General features: G+C 68.5%; 20 protein-coding genes and 1 tRNA gene. 3 read left to right on the top strand and 18 right to left on the bottom strand.

Going from position 1 to position 21,073, the window contains the following annotated elements:
• Positions 1-6: 6 nt before the first annotated feature.
• The 14 genes from nuoK to tpiA all read right to left on the bottom strand — a co-directional run bounded on the left by nuoK (position 7) and on the right by tpiA (position 11,451).
• Positions 7-333, bottom strand: a complete 327-nt coding sequence (nuoK, locus tag JHW38_RS02155) for an NADH-quinone oxidoreductase subunit NuoK (protein WP_057947334.1) — start codon at positions 331-333, stop codon at positions 7-9.
• Positions 330-971: an NADH-quinone oxidoreductase subunit J gene (locus JHW38_RS02150; RefSeq protein ID WP_207524396.1), complete on the bottom strand. Its 642-nt coding sequence runs from the start codon at positions 969-971 to the stop codon at positions 330-332. Before JHW38_RS02150 ends, nuoK begins: the two co-directional genes overlap by 4 nt.
• Positions 972-980: 9 nt before the next feature.
• The gene (gene nuoI / locus JHW38_RS02145) at positions 981-1,469 is read right to left on the bottom strand and encodes an NADH-quinone oxidoreductase subunit NuoI (protein WP_057947332.1); all 489 of its coding nucleotides are present in this window, start codon (positions 1,467-1,469) and stop codon (positions 981-983) included.
• Positions 1,470-1,482: 13 nt separating this feature from the next.
• Entirely contained in the window at positions 1,483-2,547 is a 1,065-nt protein-coding gene (gene nuoH, locus JHW38_RS02140; RefSeq protein WP_207526217.1) for an NADH-quinone oxidoreductase subunit NuoH, read from the bottom strand.
• A 15-nt stretch (positions 2,548-2,562) separates the two neighbouring features.
• Complete coding sequence (gene nuoG, locus JHW38_RS02135) at positions 2,563-4,806, bottom strand: NADH-quinone oxidoreductase subunit NuoG (RefSeq protein WP_207524395.1); 2,244 nt, start codon at positions 4,804-4,806, stop codon at positions 2,563-2,565.
• The gene (gene nuoF, locus JHW38_RS02130; protein ID WP_207524394.1) at positions 4,803-6,173 is read right to left on the bottom strand and encodes an NADH-quinone oxidoreductase subunit NuoF; all 1,371 of its coding nucleotides are present in this window, start codon (positions 6,171-6,173) and stop codon (positions 4,803-4,805) included. The genes nuoG and nuoF overlap by 4 nt, the downstream gene beginning before the upstream one ends.
• An 11-nt stretch (positions 6,174-6,184) precedes the next feature.
• Positions 6,185-6,712, bottom strand: coding sequence for an NADH-quinone oxidoreductase subunit NuoE (gene nuoE, locus JHW38_RS02125; RefSeq protein ID WP_207524393.1), 528 nt, complete (start codon positions 6,710-6,712; stop codon positions 6,185-6,187).
• 67 nt (positions 6,713-6,779) lie between these two features.
• Positions 6,780-8,069: an NADH-quinone oxidoreductase subunit D gene (locus JHW38_RS02120; RefSeq protein ID WP_207526216.1), complete on the bottom strand. Its 1,290-nt coding sequence runs from the start codon at positions 8,067-8,069 to the stop codon at positions 6,780-6,782.
• A gap of 22 nt (positions 8,070-8,091) precedes the next feature.
• Positions 8,092-8,811 (bottom strand): NADH-quinone oxidoreductase subunit C, encoded by a 720-nt coding sequence (locus JHW38_RS02115; protein ID WP_207524392.1) that lies wholly within the window; start codon positions 8,809-8,811, stop codon positions 8,092-8,094.
• Positions 8,808-9,395, bottom strand: a complete 588-nt coding sequence (locus JHW38_RS02110) for a NuoB/complex I 20 kDa subunit family protein (protein ID WP_207524391.1) — start codon at positions 9,393-9,395, stop codon at positions 8,808-8,810. Before JHW38_RS02110 ends, JHW38_RS02115 begins: the two co-directional genes overlap by 4 nt.
• Positions 9,386-9,742 (bottom strand): NADH-quinone oxidoreductase subunit A, encoded by a 357-nt coding sequence (locus JHW38_RS02105; RefSeq protein ID WP_057947326.1) that lies wholly within the window; start codon positions 9,740-9,742, stop codon positions 9,386-9,388. Before JHW38_RS02105 ends, JHW38_RS02110 begins: the two co-directional genes overlap by 10 nt.
• A gap of 177 nt (positions 9,743-9,919) precedes the next feature.
• Positions 9,920-10,004: transfer RNA gene (locus JHW38_RS02100), tRNA-Leu, on the bottom strand.
• A gap of 118 nt (positions 10,005-10,122) precedes the next feature.
• A complete protein-coding gene (gene secG, locus JHW38_RS02095) occupies positions 10,123-10,626 on the bottom strand; it encodes a preprotein translocase subunit SecG (RefSeq protein WP_207524390.1) in 504 nt (167 codons plus the stop codon).
• 72 nt (positions 10,627-10,698) lie between these two features.
• On the bottom strand, positions 10,699-11,451 hold the full coding sequence (tpiA, locus tag JHW38_RS02090; RefSeq protein WP_207524389.1) for a triose-phosphate isomerase: 753 nt from the start codon (positions 11,449-11,451) through the stop codon (positions 10,699-10,701).
• Positions 11,452-11,591: 140 nt separating this feature from the next.
• Between tpiA and JHW38_RS02085 the strand changes: the two genes are divergently transcribed.
• Both JHW38_RS02085 and JHW38_RS02080 read left to right on the top strand, forming a co-directional pair.
• Positions 11,592-12,113, top strand: a complete 522-nt coding sequence (locus tag JHW38_RS02085) for a DNA-deoxyinosine glycosylase (protein WP_207524388.1) — start codon at positions 11,592-11,594, stop codon at positions 12,111-12,113.
• A gap of 542 nt (positions 12,114-12,655) precedes the next feature.
• Positions 12,656-13,813, top strand: a complete 1,158-nt coding sequence (locus tag JHW38_RS02080; protein ID WP_207524387.1) for a trypsin-like serine peptidase — start codon at positions 12,656-12,658, stop codon at positions 13,811-13,813.
• Between the two features lie 264 nt (positions 13,814-14,077).
• Here the strand turns inward: JHW38_RS02080 and JHW38_RS02075 are convergent, their stop codons facing one another.
• On the bottom strand, positions 14,078-15,028 hold the full coding sequence (locus tag JHW38_RS02075) for an isopenicillin N synthase family dioxygenase (RefSeq protein WP_207524386.1): 951 nt from the start codon (positions 15,026-15,028) through the stop codon (positions 14,078-14,080).
• Between the two features lie 276 nt (positions 15,029-15,304).
• On the opposite strand from JHW38_RS02075, the gene JHW38_RS02070 reads away from it, so the two are divergent.
• Positions 15,305-17,164, top strand: a complete 1,860-nt coding sequence (locus JHW38_RS02070; RefSeq protein WP_207524385.1) for a DUF3413 domain-containing protein — start codon at positions 15,305-15,307, stop codon at positions 17,162-17,164.
• Positions 17,165-17,407: 243 nt separating this feature from the next.
• Here the strand turns inward: JHW38_RS02070 and glmM are convergent, their stop codons facing one another.
• The 3 genes from glmM to trpA form a co-directional block, all read right to left on the bottom strand.
• Positions 17,408-18,748, bottom strand: a complete 1,341-nt coding sequence (gene glmM, locus JHW38_RS02065; protein ID WP_207524384.1) for a phosphoglucosamine mutase — start codon at positions 18,746-18,748, stop codon at positions 17,408-17,410.
• A 321-nt stretch (positions 18,749-19,069) separates the two neighbouring features.
• The gene (gene accD / locus JHW38_RS02060) at positions 19,070-19,957 is read right to left on the bottom strand and encodes an acetyl-CoA carboxylase, carboxyltransferase subunit beta (RefSeq protein ID WP_207524383.1); all 888 of its coding nucleotides are present in this window, start codon (positions 19,955-19,957) and stop codon (positions 19,070-19,072) included.
• Positions 19,958-20,109: 152 nt separating this feature from the next.
• A complete protein-coding gene (trpA, locus tag JHW38_RS02055) occupies positions 20,110-20,913 on the bottom strand; it encodes a tryptophan synthase subunit alpha (protein WP_207524382.1) in 804 nt (267 codons plus the stop codon).
• Positions 20,914-21,073 lie beyond the last annotated feature (160 nt).

The following is a 21,073-nucleotide window of genomic DNA, read 5'->3' as shown; positions in this document are numbered from 1 at the left end:
GTCGGATCAGCCCTTCATCGAGTCGATTTCGGCGACGTTGATCGTGCGCCGGTTGCGGAACAGGGTGACCAGGATGGCCAGGCCGATCGCGGCCTCGGCCGCGGCCACGGTCAGGATGAAGAACACGAACACCTGACCGGCCGGATCGGCCAGCTGGCGCGAGAACGCGACGAAGTTGATGTTGACCGCGAGCAGCATCAGCTCGATCGACATCAGCAGCACGATCACGTTCTTGCGGTTGAGGAAGATGCCGGCGACGCTGATGCAGAACAGCACCGCGCCCAGGGCGAGGAAGTGGCCGAGGGCGAGGCCCGACCCGAAGAATTCGCTCACGGCTTGGCCTCCTGCGCCGCGTCCGCGGCCGGCGCCGGAGCGGCGGCGGGCTTGACGGCGTCCATCTTGATGATGCGGATGCGATCGGCGGCGCGCACGCGCGCCTGCTCGCTCGGGTTCTGGTGCTTGGCGCCCGGGCGGCGGCGCAGGGTCAGCATGACCGCGGCGATCACCGCGACCGTCAGGATCACCGCGGCGATCTCGAACGGCAGCAGGAAGTCGGTGAACAGCGCCATCGCCAGCCACTTGGTGTTGGAGCCGCCCGAGGGATCGGCGGTCAGCGGCGCGACCAGCGCGGCCTTGACCCCGATCAGGGTCAGCATCTCGACCAGCATCACCACCGCGACCAGCAGGCCGACCGGCAGGTAGCGCACGTAGCCTTCGCGCAGCGGGGCGACGTCGATGTCGAGCATCATCACCACGAACAGGAACAGCACCATCACCGCGCCGACGTAGACCAGGATCAGGGCCACGCCGAGGAATTCGGCGCCGGCGATGATCCACACGCAGGCGACCGAGAAGAACGTCAGCACCAGGCTGAGCGCGGCATGGACCGGGTTCTTGACGCTGATCACGGCCACGGCCGAAAGCGTGGCCAAGGCGGCGAAGACGAAGAAGGCGATCTGGGCGAGATCCATGGCGTGCACTCAGCGGAAGGCGGCGTCGGCGGCGCGGCGTTCGGCGATCTCGGTTTCGAGACGGTCGCCGATCGCCAGCAGCTGCGGCTTGGTGACGATGTTCTGTCCGCGCTGGTCGAAGTGGTACTCGTGGATGTGGGTCTCCACGATCGAGTCGACCGGGCAGGATTCCTCGCAGAATCCGCAGAAGATGCACTTGAACAGGTCGATGTCGTAGCGGGTCGTACGGCGGGTGCCGTCGGCGCGCTTCTCCGAATCGATGGTGATCGCCAACGCCGGGCACACCGCTTCGCACAGCTTGCAGGCGATGCAGCGCTCCTCGCCGTTGGGATAGCGGCGCAGCGCGTGCACGCCGCGGAAGCGCGGCGATTGCGGGGTCTTCTCCATCGGGTACATCAGCGTGTACTTGGGCTTGAACAGGTACTTGAGCGTCAGCCCGAGGCCCTGCGCGAGCTCGATCAGGAGCAGGCTCTTGAAATAGGAAACGATGCGATTCATGAGTTGCTCCGCCTCACTGTCCCGGCAGGAAGATGCCGTAGTACGACATCAACGCGACCACGACGATCCAGGCGATGGTCAAGGGGATGAACACCTTCCAGCCCAGACGCATGATCTGGTCGTAGCGATAGCGCGGGAAGGAGGCGCGGAACCAGATGAAGCAGCTGGCGAAGAAGAACACCTTCGCGAGCAGCCACCACCAGCCGTCGACCGACAGGAACGGAATGCCCAGGCCCTGGAACGGGCTCAGCCAGCCGCCGACGAAGAAGATCGAGGTCAGGAAGCTGATCAGGATCATGTTCGCGTATTCGGCCAGGAAGAACAGCGCGAACGCCGACCCCGAATACTCGACCATGTGGCCGGCGACGATTTCCGACTCGCCTTCGACCACGTCGAACGGCGCGCGGTTGGTCTCGGCCACGCCGGAAATGAAGTACACGACGAACAGCGGCAGCATCGGCAGCGCGAACCATTCCAGCGCGCCGGCGTTGCCCGACTGGGCCATGACGATGTCGGTGAGGTTGAGGCTGCCGGCGCCGACCATCACGCCGACCATCGCGAAGCCCATCGCGATTTCGTACGACACCACCTGCGCCGCGGCGCGCATCGCGCCGAGGAAGGCGTACTTCGAGTTCGACGCCCAGCCGGCGAGGATGATGCCGTACACGCCGAGCGAGGTCATCGCCAGCAGGTACAGCAGGCCGGCGTTGGCGTTGGACAACACCATCTTGGCGTCGAACGGCACCACCGCCCACGCCGCGAAGGCCGGCGCCAGCGCCAGCAACGGCGCCAGCTTGTACAGGAAGGACTCGGCCTTGGCCGGCTGGATCACTTCCTTGAACAGCAGTTTGAACACGTCGGCGAAGGCCTGCAGGATGCCCATGCCGACGTACATCGGCCCGTGGCGCACGTGCATCCAGCCGATCAGCTTGCGTTCCCAGACCACGTAGAACGCCACGGTGACGATCACCGGCATGGCGATCAGCAGGATCTTGAGCACGATCCACAGCACCGCGCCGGCCATACCCAGCGACAGGAAGAAGTTGTGCAGGGGGTCGACCACGTGGGTCATGAACATTCCGTCCGTCATGGCTTAGGCCCTCCCCGCCTGCACGCGGCCCGCGCCCAGCGGCGCGGTCGCGCCGTGGCCGCTTTCGATCCACACCGTACCCGGCGCGACCTTGGCGCTGATCGCGACCGGCAGGGTCGCGGTGCCGGCGCCGGCGCCGAACTTGCCGACCATGCCGTCGCCGAAGCCCAGCGCAGCGGCGTCGGCCGGATTGAGCACGGCGCGCGGCTCGAGATTCAGCGGATGCGATTGCAATGCGGGCGCGCGGCGCACGGTGGCGTCGCTGCGGTAGATCGCGGTGGAGACCGCGAGTTCGAGGCCCTCGCCCGCCGGGTTCGGCGCGCGGCCGGCGGCCGGCGCGACCGTGCGCGGCGCGATGCTCGCGCGCAGGCCGGCGAAGTCGGTGAACTCGAAACCCGCCGCGCTCAGCTCGCCGCCGAGCGCGCGCAGCACGCGCCAGCCGGCGCGGGCCTGGCCCGGCAGCTTGCCGCCGGCGCTGGCCTGCTGGTCGCGGCCGTCGAGGTTGGTCAGGGTCGCATCGGTTTCCGGCAGCAGCGCGATCGGCAGGATCACATCGGCCACCGCCTTGGTCGAACGGCAGGCGTAATGGCTGAAGGCCACGACCTGGGCCGCGCCGAGCGCGCGCAGCGCGCTTTCGGTGTCGGCGAAATCCAGGCCCGGTTCGATGCCGTAGACGATGTACGCGGCGCGCGCATCGCTGAGCATCGAACCCGCGTCGCGCGCGCTCGGCAGCACGCCGTGGCGGGCGAGGCCGACCGCGTTGGCGCCTTGCGGGATGCGGCACAGCTTGGCGCCGGTGGCTTCGGCGAAGGCCTTGACCGCGGCGCGGATCGCGGCCGCGTACGGGCCGTTCTCGGCCACGCCGCCGACGATCAGCGCGACGTGGTTGCCGCCCTTGGCGATCTCGCGCAGCGCCTCGTCGCCGAGCGCGGCGGCGAGCTGCGACGGCGCGACGATGCGCTTGCTGGCCGGGTCGAAAGTGAAATCGAAGTCGACCGGATTGACCACGTGCACCTTGGCGCCGCGGTTGTAAGCCTTGCGCACGCGCTGCTGCACCAGCGGCAGTTCATGGCGCAGGTTGCTGCCGACCACGATCACCACGTCGGCCTGCTCGATTTCGGCGACCGGCATGGCGAAGGTTTCGGCCACGGCTGCGTCGGACAAATCGTGCTGCGAGATGCGGTGATCGATATTGCCGGTGCCCAGCGCTTCGGCCAGACGCGCCAGCAGCGCGCCCTCCTCGTTCGAGGTCGCCGGGTGCGCGAGCACGCCGAGGTTGTCGCCGCCGTTGTCGCGCAGGATCTTGGCGGCGCGGCCCAGCGCTTCTTCCCAAGACGCTTCGCGCCACTCTCCGCCGTCCTTCACCAGCGGACGCTGGGCGCGGTCTTCCGCGTACAGGCCCTGGTGCGAGTAACGGTCGCGGTCCGACAGCCAGCACTCGTTGACCGCTTCGTTGTCGCGCGGCACGGTGCGCAGCACGTCGCCGCGGCGCACGTGCAGGAACAGGTTGCTGCCGAGCGCGTCGTGGTAGCCGAGCGACTCGCGCGCGGTCAGTTCCCACGGACGCGCCTTGAACTGGAACACCTTGTTGGTCAGCGCGCCGACCGGGCACACGTCGATGACGTTGCCGGACAGTTCGGTGGTCAGCGGCTTGCCGTCGAAGGTGCCGATCTGCAGGTTCTCGCCGCGGTACATGCCGCCGAGTTCATACGTACCGGCGATCTCGGCGGTGAAGCGCACGCAGCGGGTGCACTGGATGCAGCGGGTCATCTCGGTGGCGACCAGCGGACCGATGTCCTCGTCCGGCACCACGCGCTTACGCTCGGCGTAGCGGCTGACCGAGCGGCCGTAGCCCATCGACACGTCCTGCAGCTCGCACTCGCCGCCCTGGTCGCAGATCGGGCAGTCCAGCGGGTGGTTGGCGAGCAGGAACTCCATCACGTTGCGCTGCGACTTCAGCGCGCGCTCGTTGCGGGTGAACACCTTCAGTCCGTCCATCACCGGGGTGGCGCAGGCCGGCGACGGCTTCGGCGCGGCGCGGCCGCCGACCTCGGTGTCGACCAGGCACATGCGGCAATTCGCGGCGATCGCCAGCTTGTCGTGGTAGCAGAAACGCGGAATCGGAATGCCGGCCTTGTCGGCGGCATGGATGATCATCGAATTCTTCGGCGCGGCCATTTCGACGCCGTCGATGAAGACGGTGACGTGGTCGGGCGGCAGATTCGGATTTACGGGCTGCGCGCTCATGCCGCCACCTTCTTCTCGACCACGGTGCCGGCTGCCTGATCGTCCACCAGGAACCGCTTGTTGACGATCGCGTACTCGAACTCGTCCCAGAAGTGGTGCAGGAAGCCCTGCACCGGCCACGCGGCGGCTTCGCCGAACGCGCAGATGGTGTGGCCTTCGATCTGGCCCGCGGCGGCGCGCAGCATCTGCAAGTCTTCCAGGGTCGCCTGCTTCTCGGCGATGCGAGTCAGCATGCGGTACATCCAGCCGGTGCCTTCGCGGCACGGCGTGCACTGGCCGCAGCTTTCCTTGAAATAGAAGCGGGCGATGCGCTGGCAGGCGCGGACCATGCAGGCGGTCTCGTCCATCACGATGACCGCGCCCGAGCCGAGGCCGGAACCGGCCTTCTGCAGCGAGTCGTAGTCCATCGTGCATTCCATGATCGTCGCCGCCGGCAGCACCTTCATCGAGGAGCCGCCGGGGATCACCGCCTTGAGCTTGCGCCCTTCGCGCATGCCGCCGGCGAGCTGCAGCAGCTCGGAGAACGGCGTGCCGAGACGGATCTCGAAGTTGCCCGGGTTGGCGACGTGGCCGGACACCGAGAAGATCTTCGGGCCGCCGTTGTTCGGCTTGCCGAGGCCTGCGAACCATTCCGCGCCGTTGCGCAGGATCGCCGGCACCGAGGCGTAGGTCTCGGTGTTGTTGATCGTGGTCGGCTTGCCGAACAGGCCGAAGTTGGCCGGGAACGGCGGCTTGAAGCGCGGCTGGCCCTTTTTGCCTTCCAGCGACTCCATCAGCGCGGTCTCTTCGCCGCAGATGTAGGCGCCGGCGCCGAGCGCGCCGTAGATGTCGATGTCCACGCCGCTGCCGAGGATGTTCTTGCCGAGCCAGCCGTTCTCGTAGGCTTCCTTCAGCGCCTGCTCGAAATGCTCGAACGGCTCGTGATGGAACTCGCCGCGCAGGTAGTTGTAGGCCACGGTCGAACCGGTGGCGTAGCAGGCGATCGCCATGCCCTCGACCACCGAATGCGGGTTGAAGCGCAGGATGTCGCGGTCCTTGGCCGTGCCCGGCTCGGATTCGTCCGAGTTGCACAGGATGTACTTCTGGGTGCCGCTGCCCTTGGGCATGAAGCTCCACTTCAGGCCGGTCGGGAAGCCCGCGCCGCCGCGGCCGCGCAGGCCCGAGGCCTTGACCGCGTTGATGATCTCGTCCTGCGGCGTCTTCTCGCTGAGGATCTTGCGCAACGCGCTGTAGCCGCCGGTCTTGAGATAGTTCTCGTACGACCAGGGCGTGTCGTAATGCAGCGTCGTGTAGACGACCTGGTGCTCCTGCGGAGCCGGGCCGACCGGGCCGTAGCCCTTGGAATAATCGTGGTGACCGTGCGCCATCTCGCCCGACCTCACTTCAGACCGTCGAGCAGCTCGTCGACTTTCGCCGCGTCGAGCTTCTCGTGGTAATGACCGTTGACGACGACCACCGGCGCGCCGCAGCACGCGGCCAGGCATTCTTCCTCGCGCTTGAGGAAGACCCGGCCATCGGCGGTGGATTCGCCGAGCTTGCAGCCCAGCTTCTTCTCGGCGTGCGCGACCAGGTCCTGCGCGCCGTTGAGCCAGCAGCTGATGTTGGTGCAGAAGGCGACGTTGTTGCGGCCGACCTTTTCGGTTTCGAACATCGAATAGAAGCTCGCCACCTCGTACGCCCACACCGGCGGCAGGCTCAGGTACTTGGCCACCGCGGCGATCAGCTCGTCGGTCAGCCAACCGCCGTTCTGCTCCTGCGCCGCGTGCAGACCCTGCAGCACCGCCGAACGCTTGCGGTCGGGCGGGAACTTGGTCAGCCAGTGATCGATGTGCGCGCGCGTCGCATCGGACAACGCCACCATCGGATCGACGTGCTGTGCGGCCTCGAAATTGCCTGTCGCCTTCATTTCTTCTTTCCTCTGCGACCGCGCGCCCCCGGCGCCCGATCTGGGACAAACCTTCAGTGCGGCAAGATCAGCGATCGATCTCGCCGAACACGATGTCGTAGGTGCCGATCATCGCCACCACGTCGGCCAGCATGTGGCCCTTGACGATCTCGTCCATCGACGAGAGGTGGGCGAAGCCCGGCGCGCGCAGCTTGACGCGGAACGGCTTGTTGGCGCCGTCGGAGACCAGGTAGCAGCCGAATTCGCCCTTCGGGGCTTCCACGGCGCAGTAGGTCTCGCCGGCCGGCACGCAATAGCCTTCCGAGAACAGCTTGAAGTGGTGGATCAGCGCTTCCATGTCGTCCTTCATCTCCTCGCGCTTGGGCGGGGCGACCTTGAAGTTGTCGACGATCACGGGACCGGGATTGGCGCGCAGCCACTTCACGCACTGCTTGATGATGCGGGTGGATTCGCGCAGCTCGGCGACGCGCACCAGGTAGCGGTCGTAGCAGTCGCCGTTGACGCCGACCGGGATGTCGAAATCGACTTCCGCGTACTTGGCGTAGGGCTGCTTCTTGCGCAGGTCCCAGGCGATGCCGGAGCCGCGGATCATCGGGCCGGTCATGCCCCAGGCCAGGGCCTGCTCGGGCGAGACCACGCCGATGCCGACGGTGCGCTGCTTCCAGATGCGGTTTTCGGTCAGCAGGGTTTCGTATTCGTCGACGCGCTTGGGGAAGTCGTCGGCGAACGCATCCAGGTAATCGAGCATCGAGCCTTCGCGCCACTCGTTGAAGCGCTTGAGGCCGGCGCCCTTCTTCCAGGGCGATTCCTTGTACTTCGGCATCCGGTCCGGCAGGTCGCGGTAGACGCCGCCGGGACGGTAGTAGGCCGCGTGCATGCGCGCGCCGGAGACCGCTTCGTAGCAGTCCATCAGCTCCTCGCGCTCGCGGAAGGCGTACAGGAACACCGCCATCGCGCCGAGGTCGAGCGCGTTGGAACCCAGCCACATCAAGTGGTTCAGGATCCGGGTGATCTCGTCGAACATCGTGCGGATGTACTGCGCGCGCTCCGGCGCCTCGATCCCCAGCAGGGTCTCGATCGCGCGCACGTAAGCGTGCTCGTTGCACATCATCGACACGTAGTCGAGGCGATCCATGTAGCCGATCGACTGGTTGAACGGCTTGGACTCGGCGAGCTTCTCGGTGCCGCGATGGAGCAGGCCGATGTGCGGATCGGCGCGCTGCACGACTTCGCCGTCCATCTCCAGGATCAGGCGCAGCACGCCGTGCGCGGCCGGATGCTGGGGACCGAAGTTGAAGGTGTAGTTGCGGATTTCGGCGTTGTTGAGGCCGGAGGTGCTGGCGTTGACCAGGGGCATGTCGCTGGCGGGGTTGCTCATCTCACTTCACCTCGCGCTGCGAGATTTCGCCTTGCGCCGTCTGGTAACGCGCGTCGTCGCGGATCACGCGCGGCACGCCGACGCGCGGCTCGATCGACACCGGCTCGTACACCACGCGGCGCTTTTCGGCGTCGTAGCGCACTTCGACGTTGCCGATCAGCGGGAAATCCTTGCGGAACGGATGGCCGACGAAACCGTAGTCGGTCAGGATCCGGCGCAGGTCCGGATGGCCTTCGAACACGATGCCGTACAGGTCGAACGCCTCGCGCTCGAACCAGTTGACGCCCGGATGGACCGAGGTCAGCGACGCGACCACCGGCAGGTCGTCGCTCGGCGCGTAGGTCTTCAGGCGCAGGCGCGCGTTGTGCTGGTACGACAGCAGGTGCGCGACCGCGGCGAAGCGCCGCGCCGGCTTGTAGTCTTCGGCGCCGTTGGGTTCTTCGCCCCAGCGGAAGCGGCCGGCGCTCTTGCCTTCGACGCCGCGCGAGAAGCCTTCCGAGGACACGTCGGTGTCCCACTCGTCGCTGCCGTAGGTCAGGTAGTCCACGCCGCTGACGTCGACGCACTGCTCGAAGCCGAATTCGTCGCGCAGGGCGCGCGCGGCGTCGAGCCATTGGTCGTGGGCGACTTCCAAAGTAATTTCGCCGCGCGGTTGCGCGACGACGATGTTGGCCTGCGGGAAGCGCGCGTCCAGGCGCTGGGCGAGATCGGCCGGGCTCATTCGCGCAGCCCCTGCTTGGCGTCGCCGAAGTTGGTGCCGCGGCGGATCTTGCGCTGCAACTGCAGGATGCCGTAGACCAGCGCTTCGGCGGTCGGCGGGCAGCCCGGCACGTAGACGTCGACCGGGACCACGCGGTCGCAGCCGCGCACCACCGCATAGGAATAGTGATAGTAGCCGCCGCCGTTGGCGCAGCTGCCCATCGAGATGACCCACTTCGGGTCCGGCATCTGGTCGTAGACCTTGCGCAGCGCCGGGGCCATCTTGTTGACCAGGGTGCCGGCCACGATCATCACGTCGGACTGGCGCGGCGACGGGCGGAACACCACGCCGTAGCGGTCCAGGTCCAGGCGCGCGGCGCCGGCGTGCATCATCTCGACCGCGCAGCAGGCCAGGCCGAAGGTCATCGGCCACATCGAGCCGGTGCGCGCCCAGTTCCACAGGGTATCGAGATTGGTGGTGACGAAGCCCTGCTGCAGCAGCGGGTTCTCGCCCTCGGGGCGCAGGATGTCGTCGAGGCGGCCTTCCGGCAGCGGGTTGTGCATCAACCCGGAGACGGTGTCGCCGACGGTTTGGATCACTCCCATTCGAGCGCTCCCTTCTTCCAGACGTAAACGAAGCCGAGCAGGAGCATGCTGGCGAAAATGCCCATCTCGATCAGGCCGACCACGCCGAGATCTCGGAACACGGTGGCCCAGGGCACGATGAAGATGATTTCCAGATCGAAGATGATGAACTGGATGGCGATCAGGTAGTAGCGCACGTCGAACTGCATGCGCGCGTCTTCGAAGGCTTCGAAGCCGCATTCGTACGGAGACAGTTTCTCCGCGGTCGGGCGCTTGGGCCCGAGCACATTGCCTACTACCAACAGGGCGACGCCGATACCGCTGGCGACGATCAGGAACAACAGAGTCGGCAGGTATTCGGCCAGCACGCGGTGTTCTCTCGGCTACTTGTTCGGCTACATGGGGGCGCGTGTCACGCGAACCCTTGGCTTGGCGCCGCGGCGCCCAGACGTTCGGACGCGCGGAGCGGCCCGCCGTGCGTGCCGCACCTGCGTACCGTGGTGCGAATTGCTGAAACAGCTTCTAGTTCGGCTATCGGTTGGATGTGGTGCCCAAAGGGGGACTCGAACCCCCACGACCTAAGTCGCTACCACCTCAAGGTAGTGCGTCTACCAATTCCGCCATCTGGGCACTGCCAACCTGCTTACGCCATCCTGGCCGGGCATTGCGGGGAACCCGCGCCGCCTAGGTCATCGCTGACCTGCCCTGCCGTCCGGGCGGGGCTGAAACCGTATTTTAACCTGTTTATTCAGCCGCCGTTAGCCGGCTGTTTTGCCGGGGCTGCCGGCTGCGCCGACGCCGCCGGCTGCGCGGCCGGAGTGGCCGCCGGCGCGGGCGCCGGAACCGTCGCGCCGCCGGCCGGAGCCGTGGCGGGCGCGGCCGGGACATTCGCCGGGACCTGCGGCACGCCGCTGGCCGGAGCCTGCGGAACCGCGGCCGGCGCGGCGGCCGGAGCCGCTGCGGGCTGTTCCTTGACCTGGCCCATCAGGCCCATGTCCGGCTTGCCCAGCTGCGCCGGGGCGGTGCGGCTCGCCTGCCAGGCCATGAACAGGCTGATCGCGAAGAACGCGATCGCCAGCCACTTGGTCGACTTGGACAGGAAGTTCGACGAACCGCGGGCACCGAACACGGTCGCCGAAGCGCCGCCGCCGAAACCCGAGCCGGCCTGCGCACCCGCGCCGCGCTGCATCAGGATCAGGGCGATCATCGCGATCGCGATCAACACATAGATGACGTTGAGGAACAACAGCATCGTTCGGATTCTTCGCTCAGTGACAGCTCGTTACGACCGTTCCGGGGCGGCGGAGTTCGCCGTTCGTTGCGATCAGGGCGCCGCCGCGGCAGCGATGGCGTTGAAGTCGGACGCAACCAGGGAGGCGCCTCCGACCAGTCCGCCATCGACGTCGGGCTGGGAAAACAGCGCGGCGGCGTTGTCGGCTTTCACGCTTCCGCCGTAAAGGATCGGAAGCGAGCCAGCGATTCTAGCATCGTGCGAAGCGATTTCGCTACGGATGAATGCGTGGACCTGTTGTGCCTGCTCCGGAGTGGCGGTCCGGCCGGTGCCGATGGCCCAGACCGGCTCGTAGGCGACGACCGCGCCGTCCAGCGCCGCCACGCCCAGCAACTCCAGCACCGGCGCCAGCTGTTCCTGCAGGCGCCACTCGGTCTTGCCGTCTTCGCGCTCCTCCAGGGTCTCGCCGACGCACAGGATCGGCACCAGGCCGGCGTCGCGGGCGGCCGCGAACTTGCGCGCGACCAGTTCGCTGCTCTCGCGGTGGTACTGGCGGCGCTCGGAATGGCCGACCAGGCCGTAGACCGCGCCGACTTCCTTGAGCATCGCCGCGGAGACTTCGCCGGTGTAGGCGCCCTTGACGTTGCTGCTGACGTCCTGCGCGCCGAAGGCCAGGCCGCGTTCGCCGTAGTGCTCGACCAGCTCGCCCAGGTACGGCAGCGGCGGCAGGATCGCCCGCTCGACCCCGGCCGGCGGGATCTGCGCGGCGACTTCGTCGAGCAGGGCGAAAGCGAACTCGCGGCTGCCGTGCAGCTTCCAGTTTCCGGCGACGATCCTGCGGCGCATGGCTTCTCCGTTGATGCGTGGACGGGGCGCAGTCTAATGGCTGGGCGCGATCGGCGAAACGCAGCCGCGCCGGCGCCGGCGGTTGTGCGGCGGCGCGGCGCCCTCACATCCTCGGTTCCCCCGCTTCGGCAGCGCCGCCCATGTTGGTCCGCAGCTTTCCGCCGATGGAAGTCCCCGGCGCCCGCGCGCTGATCCTCGGCAGCATGCCGGGCGCCGCCTCGCTCGCGGCCGGGCGCTACTACGCGCATCCGCACAACCGGTTCTGGCCGTTCATGGGCGAACTGGTCGGCGCGGGCCCGGAGCTGGAGTTTCCGCAACGCGTCGCGGCGCTGGCCGCGGCCGGGATCGCGCTGTGGGACGTGCTGGCGCAGTGCGAACGCGAGGGCAGCCTGGATTCGGCGATCCGCGACGACACCGCGGTGGCCAACGATATTCCCGGTTTCCTGACCCGCCATCCGCAGGTCGGCACGATCCTGTTCAACGGCGCCAAGGCCGAGCAGAGCTTCCGCCGCTTCGTCGCGCCGACCCTGGCGCGGCCGGACCTGAGCCTGGTGCGGCTGCCGTCGACCAGCCCGGCCAATGCCTCGCAGGGCGCGGCGATGAAGCTGGAGGCGTGGCGCGAGGCGTTGCGCGCGGCCGGGGTGCGTTTGCGCGAGGGGTGAAGGGTTCGGCGCGAGGACGAGACCCCGCGGTCGCGACTTGCGTCGCTCCTACAGGGGGCTGCGGCCGCTGCGTGATCCGACTGTAGGAGCGGCGCAAGCCGCGACCGCGCCAATTGCGCGCCGACGAACCCTTCCCGCGCCCGTCGCCCCACCCGTTCGTCGGCCGCCGCTGTTGCACCGACGCAACATTTCGCCCCCGCCGCCACCCCGGCCTTTCGCCCGAAACCCTTGCCCCGCCTGCACCGCAGCCGTCCCAGACCGCGCTGCGACGACATCGGCGCCGCACCTGTCCATCGCCCACGGCTGTCCTGCCCGCCCCGACCCCGGCGTTTCCTGGGGTGGCCGCCCGCCTAGGGCTCCCGCCACCGACGAACCGCCCGCCCCGCCGTCCGCGGCGAGCGCGCAACCGGCCGGACTCGCCTGTACGAGCCCGCCCGGCGTTCGCCCGGAGCCGCCCGCGCCGCACGGATCGAGGCGCGCGGCGGCGCTGTACCGACGATCCATCCGTCGCCCATGGAGCGATACCTCAAGGAGTTTCCGACATGAAGCCGCATCGCAACGCCCCGCACGCCCCCGCCCGCCGCCTCGCCGCCCTCGCCGGCCTGGCCCTGCTGACCCTGGCCGGCGCCGCCAGCGCCGGCGAAACCATCATCCGCACCGCCCACGGCGACGTCGCCGCGCTCGACGCGCCCAAGCCCGGCAGCGCCGCCGCGGCCAAGGCCGCCCAGGCCGCGCCGTTCGCGACCGCGCGCCAGCGCGCCGCGGTCAAGCCGCTGGTCTGGACGACCCGCGGCGAACCCGACGCCGCCGCGCTCAAGGCAGTCGACGCGCCGACCGGCCCGGCCGCCAGCGCCCCCGGCGGCGCCGCGCCGGCGTTCAACAACTACCTCGCCCGCCAGCACTTTCCGCAGGTGTGGAACAAGCTCGACGCGCTGGACGCGCGCAAGGGCGCCGCGCCGGCCGCGGCCGTGGGCGGCGAGAAGGACGGCGCGCACTACGCCTACACCCGCTTCCCCGGCAACTACTACGAGAGCCAGTGGAAGGCTTCGCCGTGGAACAAGATCGGCAAGCTGTACTTCAATGTGCCCGGCGGCGGCAGCTCGTACTGCACCGCGCAGGTTTCCAGCGGCACCAACGTGCTGACCACCGCCGCGCATTGCGTCTACACCTTCGGCGCGGGCTGGAACTCCAACTTCGTGTTCGTGCCGGCCGAACGCTACGGCGAGGCGCCGTACGGCCGCTTCGGCTGGAGCACCGCGCGCGTGCCGACCAACTGGATCAGCCAGGGCACCCGGCGCTGGGACGTGGCGGTGATCAAGCTGACCGGCGAGCAGACCACCGGCATTCCGGTCATCAACTACGTCGGCTGGCTCGGCCGCGCCTGGAACCAGCCGTATTCGCTGTACACCTACTCGCACGGCTACGCCAGCAACCTGAGCACGCAGTACACCAACATCTGCGCCGGCCAGACCTACGACGCGCCGTCGGAAGGCACCAACGTCGTCGTGCAGGGCTGCGACATGACCTACGGCGCCAGCGGCGGCGCGTGGCTGATCAACTACACGCCCAATTCCAACGCCGGCAACCAGGTCAACAGCGTCGTCAGCGGCCCGCACATCGGCGCGTTCGGCACCGCCTGGGTCGGCGCGCGGTTCAACGACGACAACATCGTGGCGTTGTGCACGGCGATCGGGTGCTGATTGAGAGCGGGGAATGAAGCGGGATTAGGGATTTGGGAACTGTGGTTCGGTTCCTGCTTCCTGGATCCGCCGGATCTCCCGGTTCGACCCGCAAAGAAAAAGCCGGCGCAAGCCGGCTTTTTCTTGTTCAAGAGATCGTGGTCTTCGGGCCGACACCAGCAAACGCCATCCGGCCGAAGGACGCAGAAAACCAATCACCCGCGCCCTCACAGTTCCCCAATCCCCATTCCCCGCTTTATTCCCGCTTTTGCTTCTTGTCTTGCCTTACTTCAACTTGATCTCGCGCAACCGCTCCTCCAGATACCCCTGCGCCGTAATCGGCTCCGGATAGCGCTTCGGATTGTCCGCGGTGATCGTCGACGGCAGCACGTCGATCAGGAAATCCGGATTCGGATGCAGGAAGAACGGGGTCGAATAACGCGGCTGGCGCGCCTGTTCGCCGGGCGGGTTGACCACGCGGTGGGTGGTCGAGGGGTATACGTGGTTGGTCAGGCGCTGCAGCATGTCGCCGATGTTGACCACGATGGTGTCGGCGTCGGCGGTGAACGGCACCCACTCGCCCTGGCGCGACTTCACTTCCAGGCCGGCGGCGCTGGCGCCGACCAGCAGGGTGATCAGGTTGATGTCCTCGTGCGCGCCGGCGCGCACGTTGGGGATATCGTCGGCGGTGATCGGCGGATAGTGGATCGGGCGCAGGATCGAATTGCCCGAGTCGGTCTTGTCGGCGAAGTAGTTCTCCGGCAGGCCGATGTGCAGGGCCAGCGCGCTGAGCACGCGCGAACCCAGATTGTCGAGGGTGGTGTACAGGCCGTAGGCGACCTCCTTGAACTCGGCGATCTCGCTCGGCCACAGGTTGGCCGGCATGTCCGCGGCGTACTTGGAGTCGCGCGCGATCTCGCGGCCGACGTGCCAGAACTCCTTGAGGTCGAAGTGCTTGGAGTCCTTGGCGGTCTCCACGCCGAACGGGGTGTAGCCGCGCGCGCCGCCGCCGCCGGGCACGTGGTACTGCCGCTTGACCTCGTCGGGCAGGGCGAAGAAGCGCTTGAACACGTCGTAGGCGCGGTCGATCTGCGCGTCGCCGATGCCGTGGCCGCGGATGCCGGCGAAGCCCCATTCGCGGTAGGCCGCGCCGAGTTCGGCGACGAAGGCCTCGCGGTCGCTGCCGTTACTGGGGTCGCTGAAGCGGCGGATGTCGAGGGTGGGAATCTGACTCACTGTGCGTTCCTGCCTGGTCTGTGTCTTCCGGGTAAGCCGTTATCTTCGCTCAAGCCGGCCCGGACGCGCGACAGGCGCCGCGCCGCGACCGTTCCGGCACCCCGGCCGGCCGCGTCCGGCACACGCGCCGGCCGTCCTCGCCGGTGCCGGCTGAACGGCCGCCAGCGCCGTTCACCCGAGCGGGCGACCGCCCGCCCTCCGGCGGTGTTCCGGGGCTTTGTTACACGCTAAAGTCGCCGCCCGACCCGGCCCCTGCCACTTCGAGCGCCGTACCGAATGGACGTACCCGCCGCCGCTTCCGCCTTCCAGACGCGCCGCGCCCTGGCCTGGCTGACCGGCTTCACCCTGACCAACGCCGCGGCCGCGATCGCCATCGCCGCCTTCAACATTCCCTTCGCCCATCTGGCCGGGCACTGGAAGGCGGCGCTGTTCCTGACCCTAGCCCTGCCCGGCCACTTCGTCTTCTTCGGCGCCCTGCTCGGCCTGCTGCCGCTGCTGCTGGGCGTGCTGACCCGCCGCTACGGCGCGATGACCGCGGCCGCGGTGGTGTTGCAGGCGGCGTGGATCTGCCTGCTGGCGGCCGACGCCAAGGTGTTCGCGCTGTACCGGTTCCACCTCAACGCGATGGTCGCCAACATGGTGTTCGGCGGCGCCATGCAGGACCAGGTGGTGCTGTCGGGCTCGGTGTGGGCGCTGATCGCGCTGGCGGTGACGCTGGTGCTGGCGCTGGAAATCGCCGCCGCCTGGCTGTGGTGGCGCGCGCTGCGCCGGCGCCAGGGACTGACCCGGATCGTGCGCGCGTGGTGGCTGGCCGCGGCGGTGATGCTGTTCGGCCAGGCGATGGTCGCCTACTACGATGCGCGCGGCGACCGGGTGATCCTGTCGCAGCTGCCGTACATCCCGTGGGCGCAGCCGATCACGCTGAAGGATTCGCTGCGCCGCTTCGGCGTGGAGAGCGACCCGAACGCGCGCGCGCCGAGCGCCGGCGAAGGCCTGCTCAAGTACCCGCTCAAGCCCTTGCAGTGCGAGACCGCGCCGAAGCTCAACGTGGTGGTGATCCTGCTCGAATCGCTGCGCCACGACGCGCTCAACCCGCAGGTGATGCCCAACACCTGGGCGCTGGCGCAGCGTTCGCAGTGGTACGACGACCATTACAGCTCCGGCAACGCCACCCGCTTCGGCCTGTTCGGCCTGCTCTACGGCTTGCCCGGCGGTTACTGGCATCCGATGCTGGCCGAGCAGCGCGGTTCGGCCTTCATCGGCCAGATGAAGAAAGACGGCTATGCGATGCACATCTACGGCAGCGCGCCGCTGTACAACCCCGAGTTCGACCGCACCGTGTTCTCCGAGGTGCGCGACCGCCTGGTCAACGGCCCGAGCGAGCGCAAGAGCGCCGAGCGCGACCGCGCGATCCTCGCCGACCTGCAGCGCGACATCGCCGCGACCGCGCCGCAGCAGCGCTTCTTCGGCTTCGTGTTCCTGGATTCGACCCACCAGCCCTACTACATGCCCAAGGGCTATCCGCCGCTGTTCAAGCCGATGGCCGAATCGATCAACCCGATCGACTTCGGGCCCGACCACGACCCGCTGCCGGACTTCAACCGTTACCGCACCGCCGCGCACTACGCCGACTCGCTGATCGGCCCGTTCGTGCGCGCGCTGCAAGCCGGGCCGTTCGCGGACAACACCGTGGTGGTGGTCACCGGCGATCACGGCGAGGAGTTCAACGACCTCAAGCAGAACTACTGGGGCCACAACGGCAACTTCTCCGACTACCAGTTGCGCACCCCGTTCGTGCTGTATTGGCCGGGCAAGGCCGCGCGCAAGATCGGCCACGTCACCTCGCACGAAGACCTGGTGCCGACGCTGATGACGCATGCGCTGGGCTGCCGCAACGACAGCGCCGACTACAGCACCGGGCGCGACCTGTTGGGTCCGGGCAAGCCGGACCGGCCGTTGCTGGTGGAAAGCTGGTCGCAGCGCGGCATCCGCCATGGCGAGCGGATCTATTTGTTCGACAACTACGGCGCGGCGACGGTGGTCGACCGCAACTACCGGCCGCTGCCGGACGCGAAGGTGGATGCGGCGGCGGTGAGCCAGTCGTGGGAGATGTTGACGCGGTTTCAGCAGCGTTGATCTGCAGCTTCGGCGCCCCCCTGTAGGAGCGGCGCGAGCCGCGACCGCGGCAATGAAACGCCGGCGGGCGATGGAGGTCTGGCGCTCCGGGCCGACGCCGGCCGGATAACGCAACGGCGTTGAGGCGTGCGCCGTCGTTTCGTTGGCGCGGTCGCGACTCGCGTCGCTCCTACAGGTAGAACCGGTAGAAACGACGAAGGCCGCGCAAGCGGCCTTCGTCGTTTACGGCATGAGCGAAAAGACTCAGACCGCGGCTTTCACCGCCGCCGACAGCGCATCGAGCGTGTTCTGCATCAGCGTCGCGTCGTCGGCTTCGACGGTCACGCGAACCACCGGCTCGGTGCCGGACGGACGCAGGAACGCGCGGCCGTGGCCGGCTACCGCGGCTTCGGCGAGCTTCAGCGCTTCTTTCACCGACGCGGCTTCGGTTGGCTTGCTCGTGCCCTCGTAGCGCACGTTGACGGTCTTCTGCGGCACCCGCTGCAACCCGGCCAGCGCGTCGCGCAGCGACAGCTTGCGCCGGGTCAGCACTTCCAGCACCTGCAGCGCGCTGACGATGCCGTCGCCGGTGCTGGTGCGGTCCAGGCACAGCAGGTGGCCGGAGGCTTCGCCGCCGAGCATGCCGCCGTGCGCCATCAGTTGCTGATGCACGTAGCGGTCGCCGACCTTGGCGCGGATGAAGCCGATGCCGCGCTGTTCCAGCGCGCGCTCCAGGCCGTAGTTGGTCATCAGCGTGCCGACCACCGGGCCACGCAGGCGGCCGCTGTCCTGCCAGTCGGTGGCGAGGATGTAAAGCAGGTCGTCGCCGTCGCAGACGCGGCCTTCGCTGTCGACGAACATGACCCGGTCGCCGTCGCCGTCGAAGGCGATGCCCAGGTCCGCGCCGCTGGCCTTGACCTTCGCGACCAAGGTCTGCGGATGGGTCGAGCCGACGCCGTCGTTGATGTTGAGGCCGCTGGGGTCCACGCCGATGGCGTCGACGCGCGCGCCGAGCTCGCGCAGCACCAGCGGGCCGACCTGGTAGGTGGCGCCGTTGGCGCAGTCCAGGGCGATGCGCAGGCCGCTGAGGTCGAAGCCGCGCGAGACCGAGCCCTTGCACGCTTCCAGATAGCGGCCGATGGCGTCGCGGGTGCGGATCGCGCGGCCGAGGCGTTCGGATTCGACCGTGCTGAACGGCTGCTCCAGCGCGGCCTCGATCGCCAGTTCGGTGTCGTCGTCGAGCTTTTCGCCGTCGGCGGAGAAGAACTTGATGCCGTTGTCGTAATGCGGGTTGTGCGAGGCCGAGATGACGATGCCGCCGTCGGCGCGCAGCGAACGGGTCAGGTGCGCGACCGCCGGCGTCGGCATCGGCCCCATCAGCTGCACGTCGACGCCGGCGGCGACCAGGCCGGCTTCCAGCGCGGCTTCGAACATGTAGTTCGAGATGCGGGTGTCCTTGCCGATGATGACCATCGGGTTGCGCCAGTCGCGGCGCTGCAGCGCGTGGCCGTAGGCGTTGCCCAGGCGCAGGACGAAGTCGGCCGAGATCGCGCCCTCGCCGACGCGGCCGCGGATGCCGTCGGTGCCGAAATATTTGCGGGTCATAGGATTGAGTCGGGAAATCGGAATGAGAGGAACGGGGAATGAGGGGAACGGGGATTGGCGATGATGCGGCGAACGGACATGAACGCGCCGTCGGGGGAGCGCCGCCGCAGGAGTGTGCCGCATGCGCGGCGCGCGGCGCCGGCGCGCGGCTGAACGCCGCCGCGTTGCGCTTCGGCGCTCACAGTTCGCAGGTTTCGGATCGCGGGCTGCGGAGGCTCCGCGGGCCCGAACGTCAAAAGCGACGCGACCGGCGCGTTCGCGCCGATGGCGTCGCTTTTGGGGATCGCCGATATCAAATCAGCCGAGCCTGTCGAAGCGGCCTCAGGCCGCTTCGACGTCGTCCTCGGGCTGCGGCTGCCGGGTCAGCAGCGCCAGCAGGTGCGAGATGCGGTCGCGCATTTCGCGGCGGTCGCAGATCTGGTCGACGGTGCCGTGCTCGAGCAGGAACTCGCTGCGCTGGAAGCCTTCCGGCAGCTTCTCGCGCACGGTCTGCTCGATCACGCGCGGGCCGGCGAAGCCGATCAGCGCGCCGGGCTCGGCCAGGTTGAGGTCGCCGAGCATCGCGAACGAGGCGGTGGTGCCGCCGAAGGTCGGATGGGTCATGACCGAAATGAACGGCAGGCCGGCGTCGCGCATGCGCCCCAGCGCGGCCGAGGCCTTGGCCATCTGCATCAGCGAGAACAGGCTTTCCTGCATGCGCATGCCGCCGCTGGCGGCGAAGCAGACCATCGGCACGCCGTCGGCCAGGGCGCGCTCGGCGCCGCGGGCGAAGCGCTCGCCGCTGACCGAACCCATCGAGCCGCCCATGAAGGCGAAATCCATCGCGCTGACGACCAGCGGACGCTGCTTCAGCGTGCCGGCCATCGCGATCAGCGAGTCGCGCTCGCCGGTCGCCTTCTGCGCGGCCTTGAAGCGCTCGGAATACTTCTTCTGGTCCTTGAACTTGAGCACGTCGACCGGGCTCAGCTCGGCGGCGATTTCCTCGCCGCTGCCGGCGTCGAGGAACGCGCTCAGGCGCGCGCGCGCGCGGATCGGCATGTGGAAGCTGCACTTGGGGCAGACCTCGAGGTTTTCCTCGAGTTCGGGACGGTAGAGCACGGCGCCGCAGCGCTCGCACTTCTCCCACAGGCCCTCCGGGACGCTGCGGCGCTTGGCCGCGCCGGTCTCGGTGCGGATGCCGGACGGCATGAGTTTCTTGAGCCACGACATGCGTTGGGATCTTCCTGTTTTGACTGACGACGTTTGATGGACGGCGTTCTGACTGACGAAGAATGGACAGGCGGTGGAGCGTATGCGCCGCGCCGGTGCCGTTCCGACGCAGCAGTCTAGCGCAGCGGGCCGCGGGCTCCGGCCGCCGCTGTTCAGGCGGCGTCGAGCGCGCCGCGCAGGGGAGCCAGGAACGCGTGCGCGGTGCGCGCCGCGGCCTCGGCCGAACCGGCCTCGGCCAGGGCCGCGACCAGCGCGCTGCCGACCACCACGCCCTCGGCTTCGCGCGCCATCGCCGCAGCGCTGGCCGCGTCCTTGATGCCGAAGCCGGCCACCACCGGCACCTTGGCGCGCTGGCGGATCCGGTGCAGGCGGTCGTTGGCGGCGCCGGCGTCGAGGCGGTCGGCGCCGGTCACGCCGGCGAAGCTGACGTAGTACAGGTAGCCCTGGGCGCCGTCGCACAGCAGCGCCAGGCGTTCGTCGGTGGTGGTCGGCGACGCCAGCAGGATCAGCGCCAGCCCGGCCGCGGCGAACGCCGCGCGCAGCTCGGCGGCTTCTTCCGGCGGCAGGTCGACCAGCAGCACGCCGTCGACGCCGGCGCCGACCGCATCGGCGGCGAAGCGTTGCGCGCCGCGGATTTCGATCGGGTTGAGATAGCCCATCAACACCACCGGCGTGGTCGCGTCGTCCTGACGGAACTGCGCGACCGCCTGCAGCACCCAGCCCAGGCCCGCGCCGCGCGCGATCGCGCGCTCGGAGCTGCGCTGGATCACCGGGCCGTCGGCCATCGGATCGGAGAACGGCACGCCGAGCTCGAGCACATCGGCGCCGGCCTCGACCAGCGCATGCATCGCCGGCACGGTCGCTTCCAGCGAGGGATCGCCGGCGGTCAGGAACGGAATCAGCGCCTTGCGGCCGGTGGCTTGCAGGTGTTGGAACTTGGCGTCGATGCGGTTCATGGCTGAAGGTTTTTTGCTTTGCTTTTTTTAAGCCCCTCTCCCGCTTGCGGGAGAGGGGTTGGGGTGAGGGCCGCCAGCGGAAGACGAAGCGCCGGATGCTCGCGCGCTGCCCTCATCCGCCCTGCGGGCGCCTTCTCCCGCACGCGGGAGAAGGCAGTCG

Origin of the sequence: Lysobacter enzymogenes (assembly GCF_017355525.1) — a bacterium.
GTDB classification, from domain to species: Bacteria; Pseudomonadota; Gammaproteobacteria; order Xanthomonadales; family Xanthomonadaceae; genus Lysobacter; species Lysobacter enzymogenes_C.
This window is presented reverse-complemented; position numbering and strand designations above follow the sequence as displayed.

Bases quoted from the DNA above. Each gene is read 5' to 3' on its own strand.
- JHW38_RS02150 (WP_207524396.1), bottom strand. From the start codon at position 971: ATGGATCTCGCCCAGATCGCCTTCTTCGTCTTCGCCGCCTTGGCCACG.
- nuoI (WP_057947332.1), bottom strand. From the start codon at position 1,469: ATGAATCGCATCGTTTCCTATTTCAAGAGCCTGCTCCTGATCGAGCTC.
- nuoH (WP_207526217.1), bottom strand. From the start codon at position 2,547: ATGTTCATGACCCACGTGGTCGACCCCCTGCACAACTTCTTCCTGTCG.
- nuoG (WP_207524395.1), bottom strand. From the start codon at position 4,806: ATGAGCGCGCAGCCCGTAAATCCGAATCTGCCGCCCGACCACGTCACC.
- nuoF (WP_207524394.1), bottom strand. From the start codon at position 6,173: ATGGCGCACGGTCACCACGATTATTCCAAGGGCTACGGCCCGGTCGGC.
- nuoE (WP_207524393.1), bottom strand. From the start codon at position 6,712: ATGAAGGCGACAGGCAATTTCGAGGCCGCACAGCACGTCGATCCGATG.
- JHW38_RS02120 (WP_207526216.1), bottom strand. From the start codon at position 8,069: ATGCCCCTGGTCAACGCCAGCACCTCCGGCCTCAACAACGCCGAAATC.
- JHW38_RS02115 (WP_207524392.1), bottom strand. From the start codon at position 8,811: ATGAGCCCGGCCGATCTCGCCCAGCGCCTGGACGCGCGCTTCCCGCAG.
- JHW38_RS02110 (WP_207524391.1), bottom strand. From the start codon at position 9,395: ATGGGAGTGATCCAAACCGTCGGCGACACCGTCTCCGGGTTGATGCAC.
- secG (WP_207524390.1), bottom strand. From the start codon at position 10,626: ATGCTGTTGTTCCTCAACGTCATCTATGTGTTGATCGCGATCGCGATG.
- tpiA (WP_207524389.1), bottom strand. From the start codon at position 11,451: ATGCGCCGCAGGATCGTCGCCGGAAACTGGAAGCTGCACGGCAGCCGC.
- JHW38_RS02085 (WP_207524388.1), top strand. From the start codon at position 11,592: ATGTTGGTCCGCAGCTTTCCGCCGATGGAAGTCCCCGGCGCCCGCGCG.
- JHW38_RS02080 (WP_207524387.1), top strand. From the start codon at position 12,656: ATGAAGCCGCATCGCAACGCCCCGCACGCCCCCGCCCGCCGCCTCGCC.
- JHW38_RS02070 (WP_207524385.1), top strand. From the start codon at position 15,305: ATGGACGTACCCGCCGCCGCTTCCGCCTTCCAGACGCGCCGCGCCCTG.
- glmM (WP_207524384.1), bottom strand. From the start codon at position 18,748: ATGACCCGCAAATATTTCGGCACCGACGGCATCCGCGGCCGCGTCGGC.
- accD (WP_207524383.1), bottom strand. From the start codon at position 19,957: ATGTCGTGGCTCAAGAAACTCATGCCGTCCGGCATCCGCACCGAGACC.
- trpA (WP_207524382.1), bottom strand. From the start codon at position 20,913: ATGAACCGCATCGACGCCAAGTTCCAACACCTGCAAGCCACCGGCCGC.